Origin of the sequence: Paenibacillus cineris, assembly GCF_018333335.1 — a bacterium.
Taxonomy (GTDB): domain Bacteria; phylum Bacillota; class Bacilli; order Paenibacillales; family Paenibacillaceae; genus Paenibacillus_AQ; species Paenibacillus_AQ favisporus.
Window position 1 is genome coordinate 19,232 of sequence record NZ_BORU01000007.1, and the last position, 16,932, is coordinate 36,163.

17 protein-coding genes are annotated in these 16,932 nt (G+C 53.7%); 16 read left to right on the top strand and 1 reads right to left on the bottom strand.

Features of this window, described 5'->3' with window-relative positions:
- Positions 1-48 precede the first annotated feature (48 nt).
- The 4 genes from purR to KI379_RS32725 all read left to right on the top strand — a co-directional run bounded on the left by purR (position 49) and on the right by KI379_RS32725 (position 3,931).
- Complete coding sequence (gene purR, locus KI379_RS32710) at positions 49-879, top strand: pur operon repressor (RefSeq protein WP_212986134.1); 831 nt, start codon at positions 49-51, stop codon at positions 877-879.
- Positions 880-1,073: 194 nt separating this feature from the next.
- Positions 1,074-1,358 (top strand): septation regulator SpoVG, encoded by a 285-nt coding sequence (spoVG, locus tag KI379_RS32715; protein ID WP_076176659.1) that lies wholly within the window; start codon positions 1,074-1,076, stop codon positions 1,356-1,358.
- A gap of 123 nt (positions 1,359-1,481) precedes the next feature.
- Entirely contained in the window at positions 1,482-2,873 is a 1,392-nt protein-coding gene (gene glmU / locus KI379_RS32720) for a bifunctional UDP-N-acetylglucosamine diphosphorylase/glucosamine-1-phosphate N-acetyltransferase GlmU (protein ID WP_163883102.1), read from the top strand.
- 104 nt (positions 2,874-2,977) lie between these two features.
- Positions 2,978-3,931 (top strand): ribose-phosphate diphosphokinase, encoded by a 954-nt coding sequence (locus KI379_RS32725; protein WP_076176661.1) that lies wholly within the window; start codon positions 2,978-2,980, stop codon positions 3,929-3,931.
- 76 nt (positions 3,932-4,007) lie between these two features.
- Here the strand turns inward: KI379_RS32725 and KI379_RS32730 are convergent, their stop codons facing one another.
- Entirely contained in the window at positions 4,008-4,208 is a 201-nt protein-coding gene (locus KI379_RS32730; protein ID WP_076176662.1) for a hypothetical protein, read from the bottom strand.
- A 149-nt stretch (positions 4,209-4,357) separates the two neighbouring features.
- On the opposite strand from KI379_RS32730, the gene pth reads away from it, so the two are divergent.
- The 12 genes from pth (at position 4,358) to KI379_RS32790 (ending at position 16,878) form a co-directional block, all read left to right on the top strand.
- Complete coding sequence (gene pth, locus KI379_RS32735; protein WP_076176663.1) at positions 4,358-4,918, top strand: aminoacyl-tRNA hydrolase; 561 nt, start codon at positions 4,358-4,360, stop codon at positions 4,916-4,918.
- Positions 4,919-4,998: 80 nt separating this feature from the next.
- A complete protein-coding gene (locus KI379_RS32740) occupies positions 4,999-5,229 on the top strand; it encodes an anti-sigma-F factor Fin family protein (RefSeq protein WP_076176664.1) in 231 nt (76 codons plus the stop codon).
- A 239-nt stretch (positions 5,230-5,468) separates the two neighbouring features.
- Positions 5,469-8,993 carry a transcription-repair coupling factor gene (mfd, locus tag KI379_RS32745; protein ID WP_076176665.1) on the top strand — a complete coding sequence of 1,175 codons (3,525 nt, stop codon included), beginning with the start codon at positions 5,469-5,471 and terminating at the stop codon, positions 8,991-8,993.
- Positions 8,980-10,173, top strand: a complete 1,194-nt coding sequence (locus KI379_RS32750; RefSeq protein WP_212986135.1) for a peptidylprolyl isomerase — start codon at positions 8,980-8,982, stop codon at positions 10,171-10,173. Before mfd ends, KI379_RS32750 begins: the two co-directional genes overlap by 14 nt.
- A gap of 245 nt (positions 10,174-10,418) precedes the next feature.
- Positions 10,419-10,961 (top strand): stage V sporulation protein T, encoded by a 543-nt coding sequence (gene spoVT / locus KI379_RS32755; RefSeq protein ID WP_076176700.1) that lies wholly within the window; start codon positions 10,419-10,421, stop codon positions 10,959-10,961.
- A gap of 189 nt (positions 10,962-11,150) precedes the next feature.
- The gene (locus KI379_RS32760) at positions 11,151-12,830 is read left to right on the top strand and encodes a putative polysaccharide biosynthesis protein (protein WP_212986136.1); all 1,680 of its coding nucleotides are present in this window, start codon (positions 11,151-11,153) and stop codon (positions 12,828-12,830) included.
- 219 nt (positions 12,831-13,049) lie between these two features.
- A complete protein-coding gene (mazG, locus tag KI379_RS32765; protein WP_212986137.1) occupies positions 13,050-14,540 on the top strand; it encodes a nucleoside triphosphate pyrophosphohydrolase in 1,491 nt (496 codons plus the stop codon).
- 315 nt (positions 14,541-14,855) lie between these two features.
- The gene (locus KI379_RS32770; protein WP_076176669.1) at positions 14,856-15,128 is read left to right on the top strand and encodes an HU family DNA-binding protein; all 273 of its coding nucleotides are present in this window, start codon (positions 14,856-14,858) and stop codon (positions 15,126-15,128) included.
- A gap of 1 nt (position 15,129) precedes the next feature.
- Positions 15,130-15,408, top strand: a complete 279-nt coding sequence (locus KI379_RS32775) for an RNA-binding S4 domain-containing protein (protein ID WP_076176670.1) — start codon at positions 15,130-15,132, stop codon at positions 15,406-15,408.
- Between the two features lie 187 nt (positions 15,409-15,595).
- A complete protein-coding gene (gene yabP / locus KI379_RS32780) occupies positions 15,596-15,877 on the top strand; it encodes a sporulation protein YabP (protein ID WP_076176671.1) in 282 nt (93 codons plus the stop codon).
- A complete protein-coding gene (gene yabQ / locus KI379_RS32785) occupies positions 15,874-16,452 on the top strand; it encodes a spore cortex biosynthesis protein YabQ (RefSeq protein ID WP_076176672.1) in 579 nt (192 codons plus the stop codon). Before yabP ends, yabQ begins: the two co-directional genes overlap by 4 nt.
- A 60-nt stretch (positions 16,453-16,512) precedes the next feature.
- The gene (locus KI379_RS32790) at positions 16,513-16,878 is read left to right on the top strand and encodes an FtsB family cell division protein (RefSeq protein ID WP_089549459.1); all 366 of its coding nucleotides are present in this window, start codon (positions 16,513-16,515) and stop codon (positions 16,876-16,878) included.
- The last annotated feature ends 54 nt before the right edge of the window (positions 16,879-16,932 follow it).

Here is a 16,932-nt window from a genome sequence, read left to right on the forward strand (position 1 = left end):
GATTTTGCTTTAGATTCCGATGAATACAGCGATAGCGAGGAGTATTTCGTGAAAAAATTAAAGCGAAGCGCGCGTTTGGTGGAGATGACGCAGTATCTTTTGTCCAGACCGCATACATTGATCCCGCTCACCACATTTGCCGATAGATACGGAGCCGCCAAGTCTTCGATCAGCGAAGATTTGGTTATTATCAAGGAAGTGTTTGAGGAGGAAGGCATCGGGGACCTGCTGACGCTGGCCGGGGCCGCCGGAGGCGTGAAATATATTCCGAAAATGCCGAAGGAGCAGGCGCTGGTGTTTGCGAACGATCTTTGTTCCCAGCTTCAGCAGAAGGACCGGATTCTGCCCGGCGGGTATTTGTACATGTCCGATTTACTGGGACAGCCATCTCTTATGAACGAGGCGGGAAAGATTTTTGCCACTGCATTCTCCGGCAAGGACTTCGACGTGGTCATGACCGTGGAGACCAAAGGGATTCCGCTGGCTTATGCCACCGGGGCCCAGCTGAACCTGCCGGTTGTTCTCGTGCGCCGGGACCACCAGGTTACGGAAGGATCTGCCGTGAGCATCAATTACGTGTCGGGATCGCATAAGAGCATCCACACGATGTCCCTTTCGCGGCGGGCGCTGAAGGAAAAGTCGCGCGTCCTGATCGTGGACGATTTCATGAAGGCAGGCGGCACCATCCAGGGCATGGTAGATCTGCTGGCCGAATTTGATGCCGAAGTCGCAGGCGTAGGCGTATTGGTCGAGTCGGGAGCGGTGGAATCAGAGGAGCGGCTCCTGCACGATTATGTGTCCCTGGCGACACTGACGGCGGTCGATCCAAAGACGAAAGAAATATTTGTGAGCCCGGGGAATTATTTTGACCCGTCTTAACGTTGAAGAGGCCTGCGGATTTTGTCGATAAAAATATTTTATCGGCGAATAGTTCCGAAGTCTGTCGACACTCACATTCTTATAAAAAAATTCCTGATTTTAGGACATTTTGTTAACTTAAAAAAGAGGATTTCGCGCATGCTGTGTGGAATTATACACCAAGTCTCTGATGGAAAAAGGTGGTGAACACACACATGCAAATTACGGATGTCAGACTCCGCCGCGTTAACTCCGAGGGGAGAATGAAAGCAATCGCATCCATTACCATTGATAACGAATTTGTTGTTCATGACATTCGGGTCATCGATGGAAACAATGGAATGTTCGTTGCTATGCCGAGCAAACGCACTCCGGATGGAGAATTCCGCGACATTGCCCACCCAATCTCTTCCGGCACCCGGGAGAAGATTCAAACGGCCGTCCTGGCGGAATATGAACGCGCTGCCAGCGAAGAAGAAGTGATCGAGGAAGGCGCTTAAGTTTACAATTGGGGTTCAAGGAAAGGAGAGCCAGGACTATGGCTCTCTTTTCTTTTTGCTTATAATACGATATATTCAGTATTGAGCGAGTTCTAGAGTAGGAGGTCAAGATCCTTGAAAAGAATGGCGATTGTTCTTGCCGCAGGGCAGGGAAAACGAATGAAATCCAAACTATACAAAGTGCTTCATCCCGTCTGTGGCAAACCGATGGTTGGGCACGTGGTGGATACCGTCAAACAGGTGAACTGCGAACGGAGCATTGTCATCGTTGGCCACGGGGCAGAGGCTGTCCAATCTTATCTGGGTGAGGCCGCTGAATACGTGCTGCAGGAGCAGCAGCTTGGTACAGGCCATGCGGTGAAGCAGGCCAAAGCTTTACTGGGCTCGGAAGAAGGCTCAACCATTGTCATCTGCGGCGATACTCCGCTGGTCACGGCCGAGACACTGCAGGGACTGACGCAGCTGCATGAAAGCAACAACGCTGCCGCCACCGTACTAGTTGCCTATACGGACCAGCCGCAGGGTTACGGGCGCGTGATCCGCAGCGAGGACGGAAGCGTACTACGTATCGTTGAACAGAAGGACTGCACGCCGGAAGAGGATGCGGTTCGTGAAATCAATACAGGCACTTATGTTTTTGATAATGCGAAATTGTTTGCCGCTTTGGAGAAGGTAACGAACAACAACGTCCAGCAGGAATATTATTTAACGGACGTGATCGGGATTCTTGTAGGCGAGGGAGAAACCGTTCTCGGCTATGTGACCGACGACTACGCTGAGTCGATCGGCGTTAATGACCGCCGTGCACTTTCAGAGGCTGAAGGATTAATGCGGGAACGCATTAATATCCGTCATATGCTGAACGGCGTCACGATCATTGATCCCGCTTCAACGTATATCGGTGCCGACGTAACCATTGGAGCCGACTCCGTGATCTATCCCGGCACGGTACTGAAGGGAAAAACGGTTATCGGTGAAGATTGCGTGATCGGCCCGCAGAGCGATATCAGCGATTCCGTCATCGGCGACGGCGTGACGATCAAGCATTCGGTGCTGGACCAGGCAGAAGTGGGTTCTAGAACATCGGTAGGCCCGTATGCTTATCTGCGTCCGAAATCCAAACTTGGGGAAGACGTCAAGATCGGCGATTTTGTGGAAGTGAAAAATGCAACGATCGATAACGGCTCCAAGGTCTCGCATCTAAGCTATGTCGGAGACGCGACGGTAGGCAAGAACGTCAATGTCGGCTGCGGTGCGATAACGGTCAACTACGATGGGTATAATAAGTTTATGACTGAAATTGAAGATGATGCTTTTATCGGCAGCAATGTGAATCTGGTGGCTCCGGTGAAAGTGGGCAAAGGAGCCTACGTAGTAGCGGGCTCGACGATTACCCAATCGGTTCCTGAAAATGACCTGGCCATCGCCAGAAAACGCCAGGAGAATAAACCGGGGTATGCCGAGAAAATTCGCTCCAAGGCCAAAGCCAAGAAGGAAAGCAAGCAGCAGGTTTAAACGTAAAGCGTCCCCGTCTTACCGGGGAGTGTGAGATACATGGTTTCAAGCGGTATGGAGGCAGGCCAGAATTTCAATGAACCAGCACGGAGGGTTTTAATTCTATGACTTATTGTGATTCGAAGTTAAAAATATTTACATGCAATTCCAATCCGAAGCTCGCACAGCAAATTGCGGATTATATCGGCATCCCCATGGGGGATTCGCATACGACCAGCTTCAGTGATGGTGAGATTCAGGTAAAATTATCGGAGAGCGTTCGCGGCTGCCACGTTTATGTCGTGCAGTCGACATGCGGTCCGGTAAATGACAATCTCATGGAACTGCTGATCATGGTCGATGCGCTGAAGCGTGCTTCTGCGAAGAGCATTAACGTCGTAATCCCTTATTATGGGTATGCGCGTCAAGACCGTAAGGCCCGTTCCCGTGACCCGATTACCGCTAAGCTGGTTGCGAATCTGATTGAGAAGGCGGGTGCCCACCGTGTCATCACGATGGACCTGCATGCCATGCAGATTCAAGGCTTCTTCGACATTCCGGTTGATCATCTGCTTGGGGTGCCGATTCTGGCCCAGTATTTCCGTTCCAAGCAAATCGAGAATCCGGTTGTTGTGTCTCCTGACCACGGTGGTGTGGTTCGTGCCAGAAAACTGGCTGATTTCCTGAATGCCCCGCTGGCCATCATTGATAAACGCCGTCCGGAACCGAACGTAAGTGAAGTCATGAACATCATCGGTCATATCGAAGGCAAAACGGCCATTTTGATCGATGACATTATCGACACGGCTGGCACGATCGTGCTTGGGGCCAATGCCCTGATGGAAGGCGGCGTCAAGGAAGTGTATGCTTGCTGTACGCATCCCGTCTTCTCCGGCCCGGCGATGGAACGCCTGGAGAATTCTCCGCTCAGTGAAGTCATCGTGACGGATACGATTCCGATTATGCATCCGGAGCCGAGCAAGAAGATCAAAGTTCTGTCGGTAGCTCCGTTGATGGGTGAAGCCATCATCCGTGTGCATGAGGAATTGTCCATCAGCAAGCTGTTTGAAATCGAATAAGGCAAGGGAAGGTATATGCAAAGAGAGGGTTATGTTTCCTGGCTCCAGGAAATATAACCCTTCTCGCGCATGCTCTTTAATATCCGGGAGTCGACACAAACGTATACAAATTCCGGTTGTAGAGCGTACCTTGAATTTCAACGAAGTGCTTGGTGAATGAGGTAATCGTTCCAATGTCCACGTGTACGCCCTGCCGGAGAACCTGAACGGGAATGCCGTGGATCTGGTGCTGCTGAAAGTGCCGGTGCAGCGTAAGCAATTGGCCGAATTCAGTCATGAACCGTACCACCTTCTTATGGTGATCATGGATGCCATGGCAAGAAGCGATGCAGCATCCTATACTCTATTGTAACAAAATTTGGTGCTAATGCTAACTTGCACAGCAGGCGTAGCGGCAGCAGCCGGTTTGGAGGATCGAATAACGCAATGAAATGGATTGTAGGACTCGGGAATCCGGGATCCAATTATGAAAAAACGCGCCACAACGTCGGTTTTATGATGCTGGATGCGCTGGCGGAGCGGCATGGTATTAAGTTTGGGCCAAGCAAATGCAAGGCGCTGATCGGCGAGGGCTTTATCGGAACCGACAAGGTCGTTCTTATCAAGCCTATGACGTACATGAACCTGTCCGGAGAAGCGGTGCGGGCCTATATGGATTATTACAAGGCAAAGCTCGAGGACATGATCGTCGTTTATGACGACATGGATACGGCAACCGGCAAAATCCGCCTGCGGTATCAGGGCAGCGCCGGAGGCCACAACGGCATCAAATCGATCATCCAGCATACGGGGACGCAAGTGTTCGACCGGATCCGGATGGGGATTTCCCGGCCCGAGCCGGGATACGCGATTGTCGACTATGTGCTCTCGAATTTTCCGAAAAAGGAGAACGAGCTGCTGAAGACGATGATTGAGCAAGCCTGCGACGCCGCAGAGTTCAGTCTGAACCATACCTTCGAACAAACGATGGCCAAGTTTAACGGTTGATCTCGGGGGCAGGAACCGGGGGCTAAACGAACGTTTTTTCGGGCATACTGAAGTATAAACGACTTTCAGGAGGCATATAGATGGCAATAAATTATATTTGCCGGCACTGCCGCACGCCGCTCGGAAAAATAGATTCGTCCCTGGTTACCGACGCCCAGCTGGGGTTCCATTCCTTGACCCCGGCAGAACGTAGAGATATAATAGCGTATGATTTAAGCGGCGACGTAACGGTCAAAGTGATCTGCGATTACTGCAGAGAAGCGCTGGAGAACAATCCGGAGCTGAGCCTGTTGGCAAACCCGCTTCAATAATGTTGTGCGCGAACCGCGAAGAATGCGGACAGATACCGTGAATGGAAGGGCCTTGGCAGTGCTGCTGAGGCTTCTTTTGGGTATTCCTTTTGTTCAGTCTCCTAAGACCAGGCGAGGTCCGCTGCCGGTAGATATATTTTAATGAAGCACAGCGAAAAATCACCGCAGTCAGGTATTTTATGGTAAAATTCAATCTACCATCCAAAAGATAACAAGTAAGCATAAGAGAGGTGCCCCCTTTGTTACATGCACTTATAGAAGCTTTCTCTAAAGATCCGGATTTGAAGTCGATTACCGCCGGGTTATCGGCCGGTATGAAGGAACAGCTCGTTTCCGGGTTATCGGGGTCTGCGCGTCAGGTTATGCTGTCGGCACTGTTTGAAGAAATCAAACGCCCGATGCTCGTCGTCACTCACAACATGTTTTCCGCCCAGAAAATCGCGGAGGATTTACAGGAAGCGCTTTCACCAGACCGTGTGCTGTTGTATCCGGCCAATGAGCTGGTGGCAGCCGAATCCGCGGTATCCAGTCCAGAAACCCTTGCGCAGCGTATTGATGTGCTGATGAAGTGCGCGCAGGGGTTTTCGGGCATTGTGGTGGCACCGTTTTCGGGTGTTCGCCGGTTTCTGCCTGCCCCGGAAGTGATGGCCAAAGCCCAAATTGTGATTCAGGATGGCGGCACACTGGACGCCCAAGCTTTCCTGGCCCAAATGATCGAAATGGGATACGAACGGGTAGAACGGGTCGAAGGCAAGGGCGAAATGAGCGTACGCGGAGGAATTATCGACTTTTACCCGATGACCTCCCTATTGGCCTACCGCGTCGAGCTGTTTGACGACGAAATCGATTCGATTCGCACGTTTGATCCGTCCGATCAGCGGTCAATCGATAAAGTTAAGGAAGTCACTATTACGCCATGCAAGGAGATCATCGCCGATCACCAGAGGCTGGAGCAGGCAGCTGCAGCCACCGCTCAACTGCTGGAAGAGCAGCTTGGCAAGATGACCGACCGGCAGGCGAAGCTGCGTCTAACGGAAGAAATGAAACGGGAGATGGAGCTGCTGCGCGAGCATGTCTATTTTCCGGAAATCTATAAATATATCTCTCTGCTCTATCCGGAGCGCAAGACGCTGTACGACTATTTACACAAGGACACCGTCCTCATTCTCGACGAGCCGGCGCGCCTTCTTGAAACAGCCAAACAGCTGGAGCGTGACGAATCCGAGTGGAACTTGCATCTGCTGCAGAACGGAAAGACGCTGCCGCAGCTGCATTTGTCCGTTGACGGCGACGAGATCCTGTACCAGCGTCCGTTCCAGACAATATTCATGTCGATTTTCCTGCGTCAGGTTCCGCATACCCAGCCTCAGAACATCCTGAACTTTATCAGCCGGGGGATGCAGGATTTCCATGGGCAGATGAACGTGCTGAAAGCGGAAATGGACCGTTGGCATAAATCCGGGGTTCAGGTGATGATGCTTGCCAGCAGCGACGAACGGCTCGACCGGATGCGGCGGGTGCTGCAGGATTATAACATCGAGGAGCCGATCATGCTGCAGGGTAATTTGCAGACGGGCTTTGAGATGCCGTCCATTCATCTGGCGGTAATTACCGAGGGCGAAATGTTCTCCCAGAAGCAGCGGAAGATCCGCAAGCTGGGCAAAAACATTGATAACGCCGAGCGCATCAAGAGCTATACCGAGCTGAAGGTCGGCGATTATGTCGTCCATCAAAACCACGGCATCGGTAAATATATGGGTATCGGCACGCTGGAAATCAACGGCATCCACAAGGATTATATGCATATCCTGTATGCCGGCGGCGACAAGCTGTCCGTGCCGATCGAACAGATCGATCTCATTCAGAAATACGTCGGTTCGGAGGAAAAGGAGCCGAAGATCTATAAGCTGGGCGGCAACGAGTGGACACGCGTTAAAAATAAAGTCCGCTCTTCGGTACAGGACATCGCCGACGATTTGATCAAGCTGTACGCCGAGCGGCAGTCGACGCCGGGATACGGCTTTGAGAAGGACACGACCGAGCAGCAGGAATTCGAAGAAATGTTCCCTTACGATGAGACACGCGATCAGCTGCGGGCGATCGAAGAGATCAAGAAGGATATGGAGCGGAACCGTCCGATGGACCGGCTGCTGTGCGGAGACGTAGGCTACGGTAAGACCGAAGTGGCGATCCGCGCCGCGTTCAAGGCTGCCATGGAGGGCAAGCAGGTGGCCGTTCTTGTGCCGACGACAATTCTGGCGCAGCAGCATTATGAGACGTTCCGGGAGCGGTTCTCGGGATATCCGATGAACATCCAGGTGCTGAGCCGGTTCCGTTCCCGGAAAGAGCAGAACGAAACGATCAAGGGGATCCGCCAGGGGACGGTCGACGTCGTGATCGGGACGCACCGCTTGTTGTCCCAGGATCTGGTGTTCAAGGATCTGGGCCTCCTGATTGTGGACGAGGAGCAGCGGTTCGGTGTGACGCATAAGGAGAAGCTGAAGCGTCTGAAGACGAATGTCGACGTGCTGACCCTGACGGCGACGCCGATTCCGCGGACGCTGCATATGTCCATGCTGGGAGTCCGGGATCTGTCTGTCATCGAGACGCCACCGGAAAACCGCTTCCCTGTGCAGACGTATGTCGTGGAATACAGCCAGACGCTGGTGCGGGAGGCCATCGAACGGGAGCTGGCCCGCGGCGGTCAGGTGTATTATCTGTACAACCGCGTTCAAGGCATTCATGAAATGGCCGCCCAAATTTCGGCGCTGGTGCCGGAGGCCAAGGTTGGAGTGGGCCACGGGCAAATGTCGGAGACGGAGCTGGAGAAGACGATTCTCGACTTTCTGGACGGGGAATACGACGTCCTTGTCAGCACGAGCATTATCGAGACAGGTGTCGATATTCCGAACGTGAATACGCTTATTGTGCATGATGCTGACAAAATGGGCCTGTCCCAGCTCTATCAGCTGCGCGGCCGTGTCGGACGCTCCAACCGGATTGCGTACGCGTATTTTACGTACCAGCGGGATAAGGTGCTGACCGAGGTGGCGGAGAAACGCCTGCAGTCGATCAAGGAGTTTACGGAGCTCGGCTCCGGCTTCAAAATCGCGATGCGCGACCTGGCGATCCGCGGAGCGGGGAACCTGCTTGGTGCGGAGCAGCACGGGTTTATTGCCTCCGTCGGTTTCGACCTGTATTCGCAAATGCTTGCCGAGGAAATCCAGAAGCGGAAGGTGTCCGTTCTCGGAGAAAAGGTCGAACCGGAGAAGACATGGAATACCGCGCTCGATATCGGCATCGATGCGTATTTGCCGTCCGAGTACATTTATGACAGCATTCAAAAAATTGAAATTTATAAGAAAGTGGCGGCAGTTTCTTCGTTCGACGACGGGAAAGAGCTGGAGGATGAGCTGCTGGACCGCTTTGGGGAACTGCCTGAGGCGGTAACGAACCTGCTGACCGTCGCCCGGCTGAAGGTATACGGCAAGATGTACGGCATCGACTCCATCAACCGCCGTGGGGATGATCTGATCCTCAAATTTTACGAGGGGCAGGAAAAGGCCGTCAGCACCGCGAAGCTTGCACAGGTTGGCAATCGCTTCGAGAGACGTGTACAATTTGAGCAGGATGCTCAAATGACGATCCGAATCAAAGGCAAGGGGCTTGATGACAAGCAGCTGCTCGATCTGCTGGAACAATTCTTGGAAGCGATCCGTGAGCTGTTCAAATCGAAGGAGGAACTTCAGGATGTTGTTCAATAAGAAAAAAGCATGGAGAGGAATTCTGCTGACTTTGGTGTGCGTACTGACCCTTTCCGTGCTGGCAGCCTGCGAGAAAGGCGGCTCCGATAAAGAGAAGGATGCCAGTAAACCGGTGGCAACCTATGAAGGCGGAGAGATTACGGAGAATGAATTTGAGACACAGAAAAAAATCATGACGTTTATGTCTCCGGAATATGCCCAATTTATGGACATGGCCGATTTCCAGGATTATTTGGTGAAGCAAAAAATTGCTTTTAAATATTTGAGCGGCAAGGCTACGGACGATGCCAAGAAGGAAGGCGAGAAAAAGGCCGGCCAGCAAATTGACCAAATGAAGAAACAGGTGGGCGATGACCAGTTCAAGCAGCTTCTGGGCGACCAGAAGCTCAAAGAGGACGAGCTCAAGCAATATTTGGTGCAGGTTATGACGGTTATGGAGGACATGAACGCCAAAGTGACCGAAGACGACATCAAGAAGCAGTATGAGGCCAACAAGCAGGATTTCATGGTGGCCACGGTGCATCATATTTTGATCGGGCTAACCGATTCGAATAACAAGGAGCGCACCAAGGAAGATGCGCTGAAGATTGCCAAAGACGTCAAATCGCAGCTGGACAAAGGGGGAGATTTTGCCGAGCTGGCCAAAAAGTACTCGGATGATTCCTCCTCCAAGGACAATGGCGGCGTCTACAAAGACTTTACCGTTGGACAGTGGAGCGTGCAGGAGTTCAAGGAGCAGGTGCTGACCCTTCCGCTGAACAAAATCAGTGCTCCCGTCGAGTCCAATCTCGGATACAGCATTATCAAGGTCGATTCCCGCAAGGACACGCCTTATGACAAGCTGACGAACGATCAGAAAGAAATGATCCGGAGCAATCTGGGCGCATCGAAGATCGATCAGTTTATGCAGAATGATCTGACGAAGATCATCAAGAAGATTGATCTGCCGAAAACGGCGGATACGTCCAAGAGCGGCACGGGAACAACCGGAACGGGAACGTCCGGCAGCGGCACGAAAGGCACTCCTTCCGGGGGCTCTACTTCCGGTACATCCGGAAGCGGAGACGGCACCGGTACAGGCACGACAGGCAGCAGCAGCGGAGATGCCAAAACCACCGATAAAGGTACGACTACTTTTGAAGAAAAGGTAACCGAGCCCGGCGAGGGATCGGGCAAATAATCCATATTCCGCATTGAATCGTGTGCGGGAAGGAAGGCGCGGGCCAGACCCGCGTCTTTTTTTGCGGCAATGAGCTGGATAAAATGTGCAGAACAACCGCAACTAATAGTTCCAACATCATGTATAAGGAATTGGGAATGGATGAATACTATGGGCAGATATCACAACTTATATTCCTGGGACTCACCTCTTCCCATAAGAACAGTAGTTGAAAAATCTTCTCTAGAAAGCGGGGCAACATGTTAATGAAAGCTACTGGAATAGTCCGCCGTATCGATGACCTGGGCAGAGTGGTCATCCCTAAAGAAATCAGACGTACACTGCGTATCCGTGAAGGAGATCCGCTTGAAATTTTTGTAGACCGTGATGGTGAAGTTATTCTGAAGAAATACTCCCCGATCGGCGAGCTGGGCGATTTCGCCAAGGAATATGCGGAGTCGCTGTATGAAGGCACTGGACATACGACCATCATTTCCGACCGCGATACTTTTATCGCCGTTGCAGGCGGCTCCAAGAAGGAATACTTGGAGAAACCGATCGGATCCCTGATCGAGAACTGCATGGACAGCCGCAAGACGCTGCTGGAAACAAACCAAGGCAGCTACGAAATCAGCAAGGACCATCAGGAGAATCTGTCCTCCTTTGTGGCCGCGCCGATCATTTCCGGCGGAGATCCAATTGGTTCAGTGATCCTGCTGAGCAAGGACGAAGCGACCAAGATGTCGCAGCTGGAAGTCAAAATGTCCGAGACAGCCGCTGCTTTTCTTGGCAAGCAAATGGAGCAGTAATCCGGCAGCCCGGTACGGCTCTTCCTCGAGCACCCGAAGCTCCCCCTTCATATTCACGGATGATCCGGGAATGAAGGCGGGAGTTTTTTGTGTCCGCGCTCCTCAGGTATAATAGGTGTATTCGTATCAAAAAAACGGAAGCAACGCCAATTGACCGAGGTTGAATCCGGGCAAAAAGTAGGGAAGAGGATGAAACAGACAGGTGCGGCATCGAAGATGCTGCAGGGGGCTTTGATTTTAAGCATGGCTATGGTGCTGTCGAAACTGATCGGCACGCTGCAGAAAATTCCGCTGCAAAACATGGGTGGGGATGCGGTGTTCGGCATCTATAACACGGTATATCCGCTCTATTCATTAATGATGACGATCGCACTCGCGGGCCTGCCCGCCGCGATCTCGAAATTCGTCGCAGAGGACGAAGCCGTCGGGGGGACGGGGGAAGGACTCCGGGTGATGAGGCTGTCCTCGGTGCTGCTGGCGCTGCTGGGCATCGTCCTGGGGGCCGCCGTGTACACCTGCGCTCCGCTTATCGGGACCTGGATCGACAATTCCAGCGTCGTGCCGGCGGTGCGGACGGCGTCCTTAGCGCTGTTGTTTGTGCCGGTGATGACCGGGATGCGCGGCTTTTTTCAGGGATATCAAAACATGATGCCCACCGCCGTTTCGCAGATCATGGAGCAGTGTGCGCGGGTCGCCGTCATGATCGGGCTGCTGATTTACCTGACGGGGATCGGGGCGAAGCCGGAGACCATCGCAGCAGGGGCGCTGCTGGGGTCGGCCGCTGGCGGAGCTGCCGGCTTCATCGTCATGCTCGGCTATTGGCGCAGGTTCCGGCGGAATCGGTGTGGCTCTGCCGGCGCAGAAGGCGCTGCCGTGTCGGCGCACAAGGAGTCTACCGTTCGGACGGGTCAGCCGCGTCAAGCCGGGCGGGAGAGCAGCTGGAGCCTGCTGAAGCGGATCCTGCTGTACGCGATTCCCGTCTGCCTGGGTTCACTGGCCGTGCCTTTGATCGGCATGGTGGACAGCTTTACCGTACCGCGGCTGCTCAAAGCCGGGGGCACCGGCGAGGCGGGGGCGATGATCCAGTTCGGCATCTACAACCGCGGCATCCCTATCGTCCAGCTGGTGACGATGCTGGCTACATCGTTGTCAGTGCTGTTCATCCCCGCTTTGGCGGAGGCCAAGGCGAGAGGCGACCGCGAGCTGGTGAGCGAGCGTACCCGGCTGTCCCTGCGCTGGTTCTGGCTGCTGGGCCTCGCCGCATCGGTGGGGATTGCCATTCTGGCCGATCCCCTGAATATTGCGCTGTACCAGGACACCGCGGGCAGCGACGTCATGCGCTGGATCGCCTTCACCGCCGTCGGCAGCGCGCTCAGCATCATTTCAGCCGCGCTCCTGCAGGGCGTCGGCATCGTGCGTGCGCCGGCCGTGCACCTGCTGGCCGCGGCAGCGGCGAAGACGCTGCTGAACCTGCTGCTGGTTCCGCAGCTGGGCATTACCGGCGCGGCCATCGCCGGCGTGGCCGCGCACTTCCTGGCGGCAGCGCTCAACATCGCGCTGCTGGCCCGCAGCACCGGCCTGCGCATTCGCGCCGGTGCCGCCTTGGCCAAGCCGGCGCTGATGCTGGCCGGCATGGCCGTGGTGGCGGGCGCTGCGGCGCTCGCGGCGGACGCGGTGCTGTCCGCGCTCGGGCTGCCCGCCCGCCTCGTGGCCGCCGCGGCAAGTGTTGCCGGTGCCGCGGCCGGGGGCGCCGTGTTCCTCGCCGGCGCCGTGCTGGCCAAGCTCCTTACCGAAGAGGAGCTTGCGATGCTGCCGAAGATCGGGCGTCCGCTGACCGCCTTACTGAAGCGGGTTCGGCTGCTGCGGTAATAACCGCAGGGGACAGGGGAATCTTCTATTTTTGGCCGTCATAGAGGGAGAATGATAGAAGTCGGTGGATTAATGGATCCGCTGAACTAGCTTCAGTAAAGGGCCGGGCCATGCGGGGACTCTCTTGCGCTTCTGGTTTTCTTTTAAAAAAGAAACCGTGATATAGTATATTTATGCCCCATTCCCGGAAGAATGGGAAATAGAGCGGAGGAATGACATATGAGCGCAGTACTGAAGGTTGTCGGTCTCGGTTCGGGCAACCCGGATCGGCTGACGATGGGTATTGTGAAGACATTGCAGCAGGCATCACAAATCTACGTCAGAACGAAAGAGCATCCGGTCATGTCGATGCTGGAGGAGCTGAAGCTCGAAGTCAGTTCGTTTGACCACATCTACGAAGCGCATGATTCGTTTCCGGAGGTGTACGCCTCCATCGCAGACCGGCTGCTGGAGCTGGCTTCGGCCGGCGATGAACAGAGCGTGATCGTCTATGCGGTGCCCGGGCATCCGATGGTGGCGGAGTCCACCGTTCAGCTCCTGAGGGAGCACTGCCCGCAGAAGGGGATCTCCCTTGAAATTTTGGGCGGGGAATCCTTTCTCGACGAAGCCTTTATCCGACTCGGTTTTGATCCGATCGAAGGCTTTCAGCTTCTCGATTCCACCGGCATTCGCAGCAGCATGCTGCAGCCCCAGCTGCACACCGTAATCGGGCAGGTATACGACGAGTTTACCGCTTCTGAGGTGAAGCTGTGCCTCATGGAGCTCTATCCTGACGATTACCAGGTCGTTGTCGGACATGCGCTTGGTGTCGAAGGGGAGGAGCAGGTGCTTCAGGTTCCGCTGTATGAGCTTGACCGTGCCCTTGGTTACGGTAACCTCTCGCTCGTATACGTTCCTAGAAGTGACGACGAGAGTTTGCGCCAGCGGACCTTCGCCCGGCTTCATGAGATCGTCGGCATCCTCCGCAGTCCGGAGGGCTGCCCGTGGGACCGGGAACAGACGCATGCGTCGATCCGGAAAAATCTCATCGAGGAAACCTACGAGGTGCTGGAGACCATCGATGACGATGACCCTGAGCATATGCAGGAGGAGCTTGGCGATTTGCTGCTGCAGATCATGCTGCATTCGCAAATGGAGGAAGAGGAAGGCACTTTCAGCGTGTTCGACGTCATTCAAGGGTTGAATGACAAGCTGATTTTCCGCCATCCGCATGTGTTCGGCGAGAACAAGGCCAAGGATGCGGAAGCCGCCTTGCAGAACTGGGATGCCATGAAGGCCGAGGAGAAACGCCGTAAAGGCATCGAGCCCGAGAAGGCGTCCGCCCTGGACGGGATTCCAAGAGACCTGCCGGCGCTCATGAAGGCTTATAAGCTTCAGAAGAAGGCATCCAAGGTCGGGTTCGACTGGGATTCCATCGAGGGCGTATTCGACAAGATCGAGGAGGAGCTCGGAGAGCTGCGGCAGGCCGTGGCCGAGGGACAGAGCGTCGACGAGCAGGTAGGCGAGCTGGGTGACCTTCTGTTTGCGGCGGCGAACGCGGCCCGGTTCCTGGATGCCGATCCGGAAGAAGCGCTGTCGAGAACGAACCGCAAGTTCGTCAGCCGATTCCGTTATATCGAGGATGTGCTGCACGCAGAAGGCAAAACACTGCAGGAAGCCAGCCTGGATGAGATGGAGGAAATTTGGCAACGGGCCAAAAATGAGGTATGATATGAAATCTCCGGTCCCCGGAGGGACGGAGGGCGCCTTCAATGCCTGCGAAGTGAAGCCCTTTTAGCGAACAGGAATGAATGACTTTCGTATTTCATGGTTCCGATTTCGCGCAAAATTTCCGTTAGATGACACCCAGCAGCTCTTTTTACAGGGATTTCCTCGGAAATTATAAAAAATTGGCGGATTGAGGCAGGAATTCGGGCGGCACAGCAAGAATACCATACAGAACGCGCCAAAAGCGGTATGATTTGGGGCTAAGCTCCTCTACCGCGCCAATACTTATTTCTTTGTATATTGGGAGGATTATAATTTATGAACAAGACAGATCTGATCAACAACATTTCCACGAAAAGCGGTTTGACTAAAAAAGACGTGGAGTCCGTTCTGAACGGTTTCCTGGGTGAAATTGAGGAAGCTCTGGCAAGCGGTGAAAAAGTTCAGCTGATCGGCTTCGGCACTTTTGAAACCCGCAAGCGTTCCGGTCGTACAGGCCGCAACCCGCAAACCGGCAAAACCATCGAAATTCCGGAATCCAACGTTCCTGCTTTCAAAGCGGGCAACAAGCTTAAAGAAGCCGTAAAATAAGATGCGCGTCGACAAATTCCTTAAGGTATCAAGGTTAATTAAGCGGCGTACCGTTGCGAAGGACGTCTCCGATCAGGGAAGGGTCCTCATTAACGGCAGGGAAGCCAAGCCCAGCAGCACGGTCAAGGTGGGCGATGAGATCACCGTCCAGTTCGGCCAGAAGCTGGTCACCGTGAAGGTGGAGCGGCTTGCCGAAACGACCCGCAAGGACGAGGCGAACAGCCTGTACACCTTGGTCAAGGAAGAACCGATCGCCAAAGATAACGGTCTGAACTGGTAAGCGGGCATTCCAGAAGGCATATACAGCAGCACATTAGAGGCATCTTCCGATCACGATCGGGGGATGCCTTTTTAACTTGGCACGATGTTCAGCTCATGCGTAAAGTTCCTCCGTTTCACCCGGCAGGGCTGGTTCTAAACCCCGAAACCGCTCCATAAGCTATTGTTAAGAAGGAGGGGTACATGCCATGATCGAGCAAGCGAAAAACAAGCAGCATGAATTGCATATGCTGAATCGCAAGCAGCTGCACCTGACGGGGGTAAACAATGTGGAGAGTTTTGACAGCGAGGAGTTTCTGCTCCAAACCGAGCTAGGGCACCTGACCATCAAAGGCCAGAATTTACATATTAAAAATTTAAACCTGGAAGAAGGCCTGCTCTCGATCGAGGGCCACGTGAATTCCCTGGTTTATTTGGATCCCGGTTCGCACGGCAAAAACAAAGGAATGCTCGGCAAGCTGTTTAAATGAGTCCACAGATTCAATGGATTACCCTGCTGTGGATGCTGTTCTCGGGAGCGGCGTTGGGGGTGGCCTATGACAGTTACCGGGTGCTGTCGGGCCAGCTCCACTTTCCGAAATGGACCCTTCATGTATTGGACGTGCTGTACTGGAGCGCTGCGGCCCTGTTTGTGTTTCGGATGCTGTATATCAGCAATTACGGCCAGCTTCGGTTTTATGTATTTGTGGGACTCTTTATTGGGGTATGGGTATATTTTTTAATCTTGAGTGTTACAACCCAGCGTTTTGTGGTAATGTTAATAAGGACAGTACGTTACGTGATTGATGTGGTCAAGCGTTTGTTTCGGGCGCTCGTCTGGGCTCCGATCCGTGCGATCTTGAAACTGTTGAAGTGGATTGCCGTCATGCTCGGCAGCCTCCTGATGTTTCTCCTCCACGTGATCCTGCGCTGTCTCACGCCTTTCTGGAAGCTGCTTCAATGGATGCTCCGCCCCATCACCTCCCGTCTGAAGATGCCCGAGTGGTTCAGGAAGTTTCTCACCGCAGCTGCAGAGCTGTGGAAGCGATGGTTCTCCAAGGAGTAGACAAGGCTTAGGAACGGCCCGTTACGCAACGATTTCCGTATTTGTAAAGAGGAGGCATTCATGGGAAAATACGCTGCATCACCAGCCCAAACCCGTCCGCAGACTACACAAAAGAATGACAAGCAGCCTGCCGGTCATCATGCTGGCGCACGGAGGCGGATTTTTTTATGGCTGACTTTCATGATTCTGTTTATGGGGTGGGCAGGTTATACCTTTATTGACCAGAATTCGCAAATTGCGGACAAGAGTTCCGAGCTGTCGAAGAAGCTGAAGCTGGAGGCACAGACCACACAGACGAAGGCACAGCTCGAGCGGGACGTGAAACGGCTGAACGATCCGGAGTATATCGGACAGTTGGCAAGGAAGAAATATGGTCTGTATTTGCCGGGGGAAACTCCGATTCATGCGGAATCCACCAGCCCTTAATATAGGCGCTGAAGTGGGTTATTACTCAGTTGACCTGGGTTTACGCTTTATGTA

Bases quoted from the DNA above. Each gene is read 5' to 3' on its own strand.
- spoVG (WP_076176659.1), top strand. From the start codon at position 1,074: ATGCAAATTACGGATGTCAGACTCCGCCGCGTTAACTCCGAGGGGAGA.
- glmU (WP_163883102.1), top strand. From the start codon at position 1,482: ATGGCGATTGTTCTTGCCGCAGGGCAGGGAAAACGAATGAAATCCAAA.
- KI379_RS32725 (WP_076176661.1), top strand. From the start codon at position 2,978: ATGACTTATTGTGATTCGAAGTTAAAAATATTTACATGCAATTCCAAT.
- KI379_RS32730 (WP_076176662.1), bottom strand. From the start codon at position 4,208: ATGACTGAATTCGGCCAATTGCTTACGCTGCACCGGCACTTTCAGCAG.
- pth (WP_076176663.1), top strand. From the start codon at position 4,358: ATGAAATGGATTGTAGGACTCGGGAATCCGGGATCCAATTATGAAAAA.
- KI379_RS32740 (WP_076176664.1), top strand. From the start codon at position 4,999: ATGGCAATAAATTATATTTGCCGGCACTGCCGCACGCCGCTCGGAAAA.
- KI379_RS32750 (WP_212986135.1), top strand. From the start codon at position 8,980: ATGTTGTTCAATAAGAAAAAAGCATGGAGAGGAATTCTGCTGACTTTG.
- spoVT (WP_076176700.1), top strand. From the start codon at position 10,419: ATGAAAGCTACTGGAATAGTCCGCCGTATCGATGACCTGGGCAGAGTG.
- KI379_RS32760 (WP_212986136.1), top strand. From the start codon at position 11,151: ATGAAACAGACAGGTGCGGCATCGAAGATGCTGCAGGGGGCTTTGATT.
- mazG (WP_212986137.1), top strand. From the start codon at position 13,050: ATGAGCGCAGTACTGAAGGTTGTCGGTCTCGGTTCGGGCAACCCGGAT.
- KI379_RS32770 (WP_076176669.1), top strand. From the start codon at position 14,856: ATGAACAAGACAGATCTGATCAACAACATTTCCACGAAAAGCGGTTTG.
- KI379_RS32775 (WP_076176670.1), top strand. From the start codon at position 15,130: ATGCGCGTCGACAAATTCCTTAAGGTATCAAGGTTAATTAAGCGGCGT.
- yabP (WP_076176671.1), top strand. From the start codon at position 15,596: ATGATCGAGCAAGCGAAAAACAAGCAGCATGAATTGCATATGCTGAAT.
- yabQ (WP_076176672.1), top strand. From the start codon at position 15,874: ATGAGTCCACAGATTCAATGGATTACCCTGCTGTGGATGCTGTTCTCG.
- KI379_RS32790 (WP_089549459.1), top strand. From the start codon at position 16,513: ATGGGAAAATACGCTGCATCACCAGCCCAAACCCGTCCGCAGACTACA.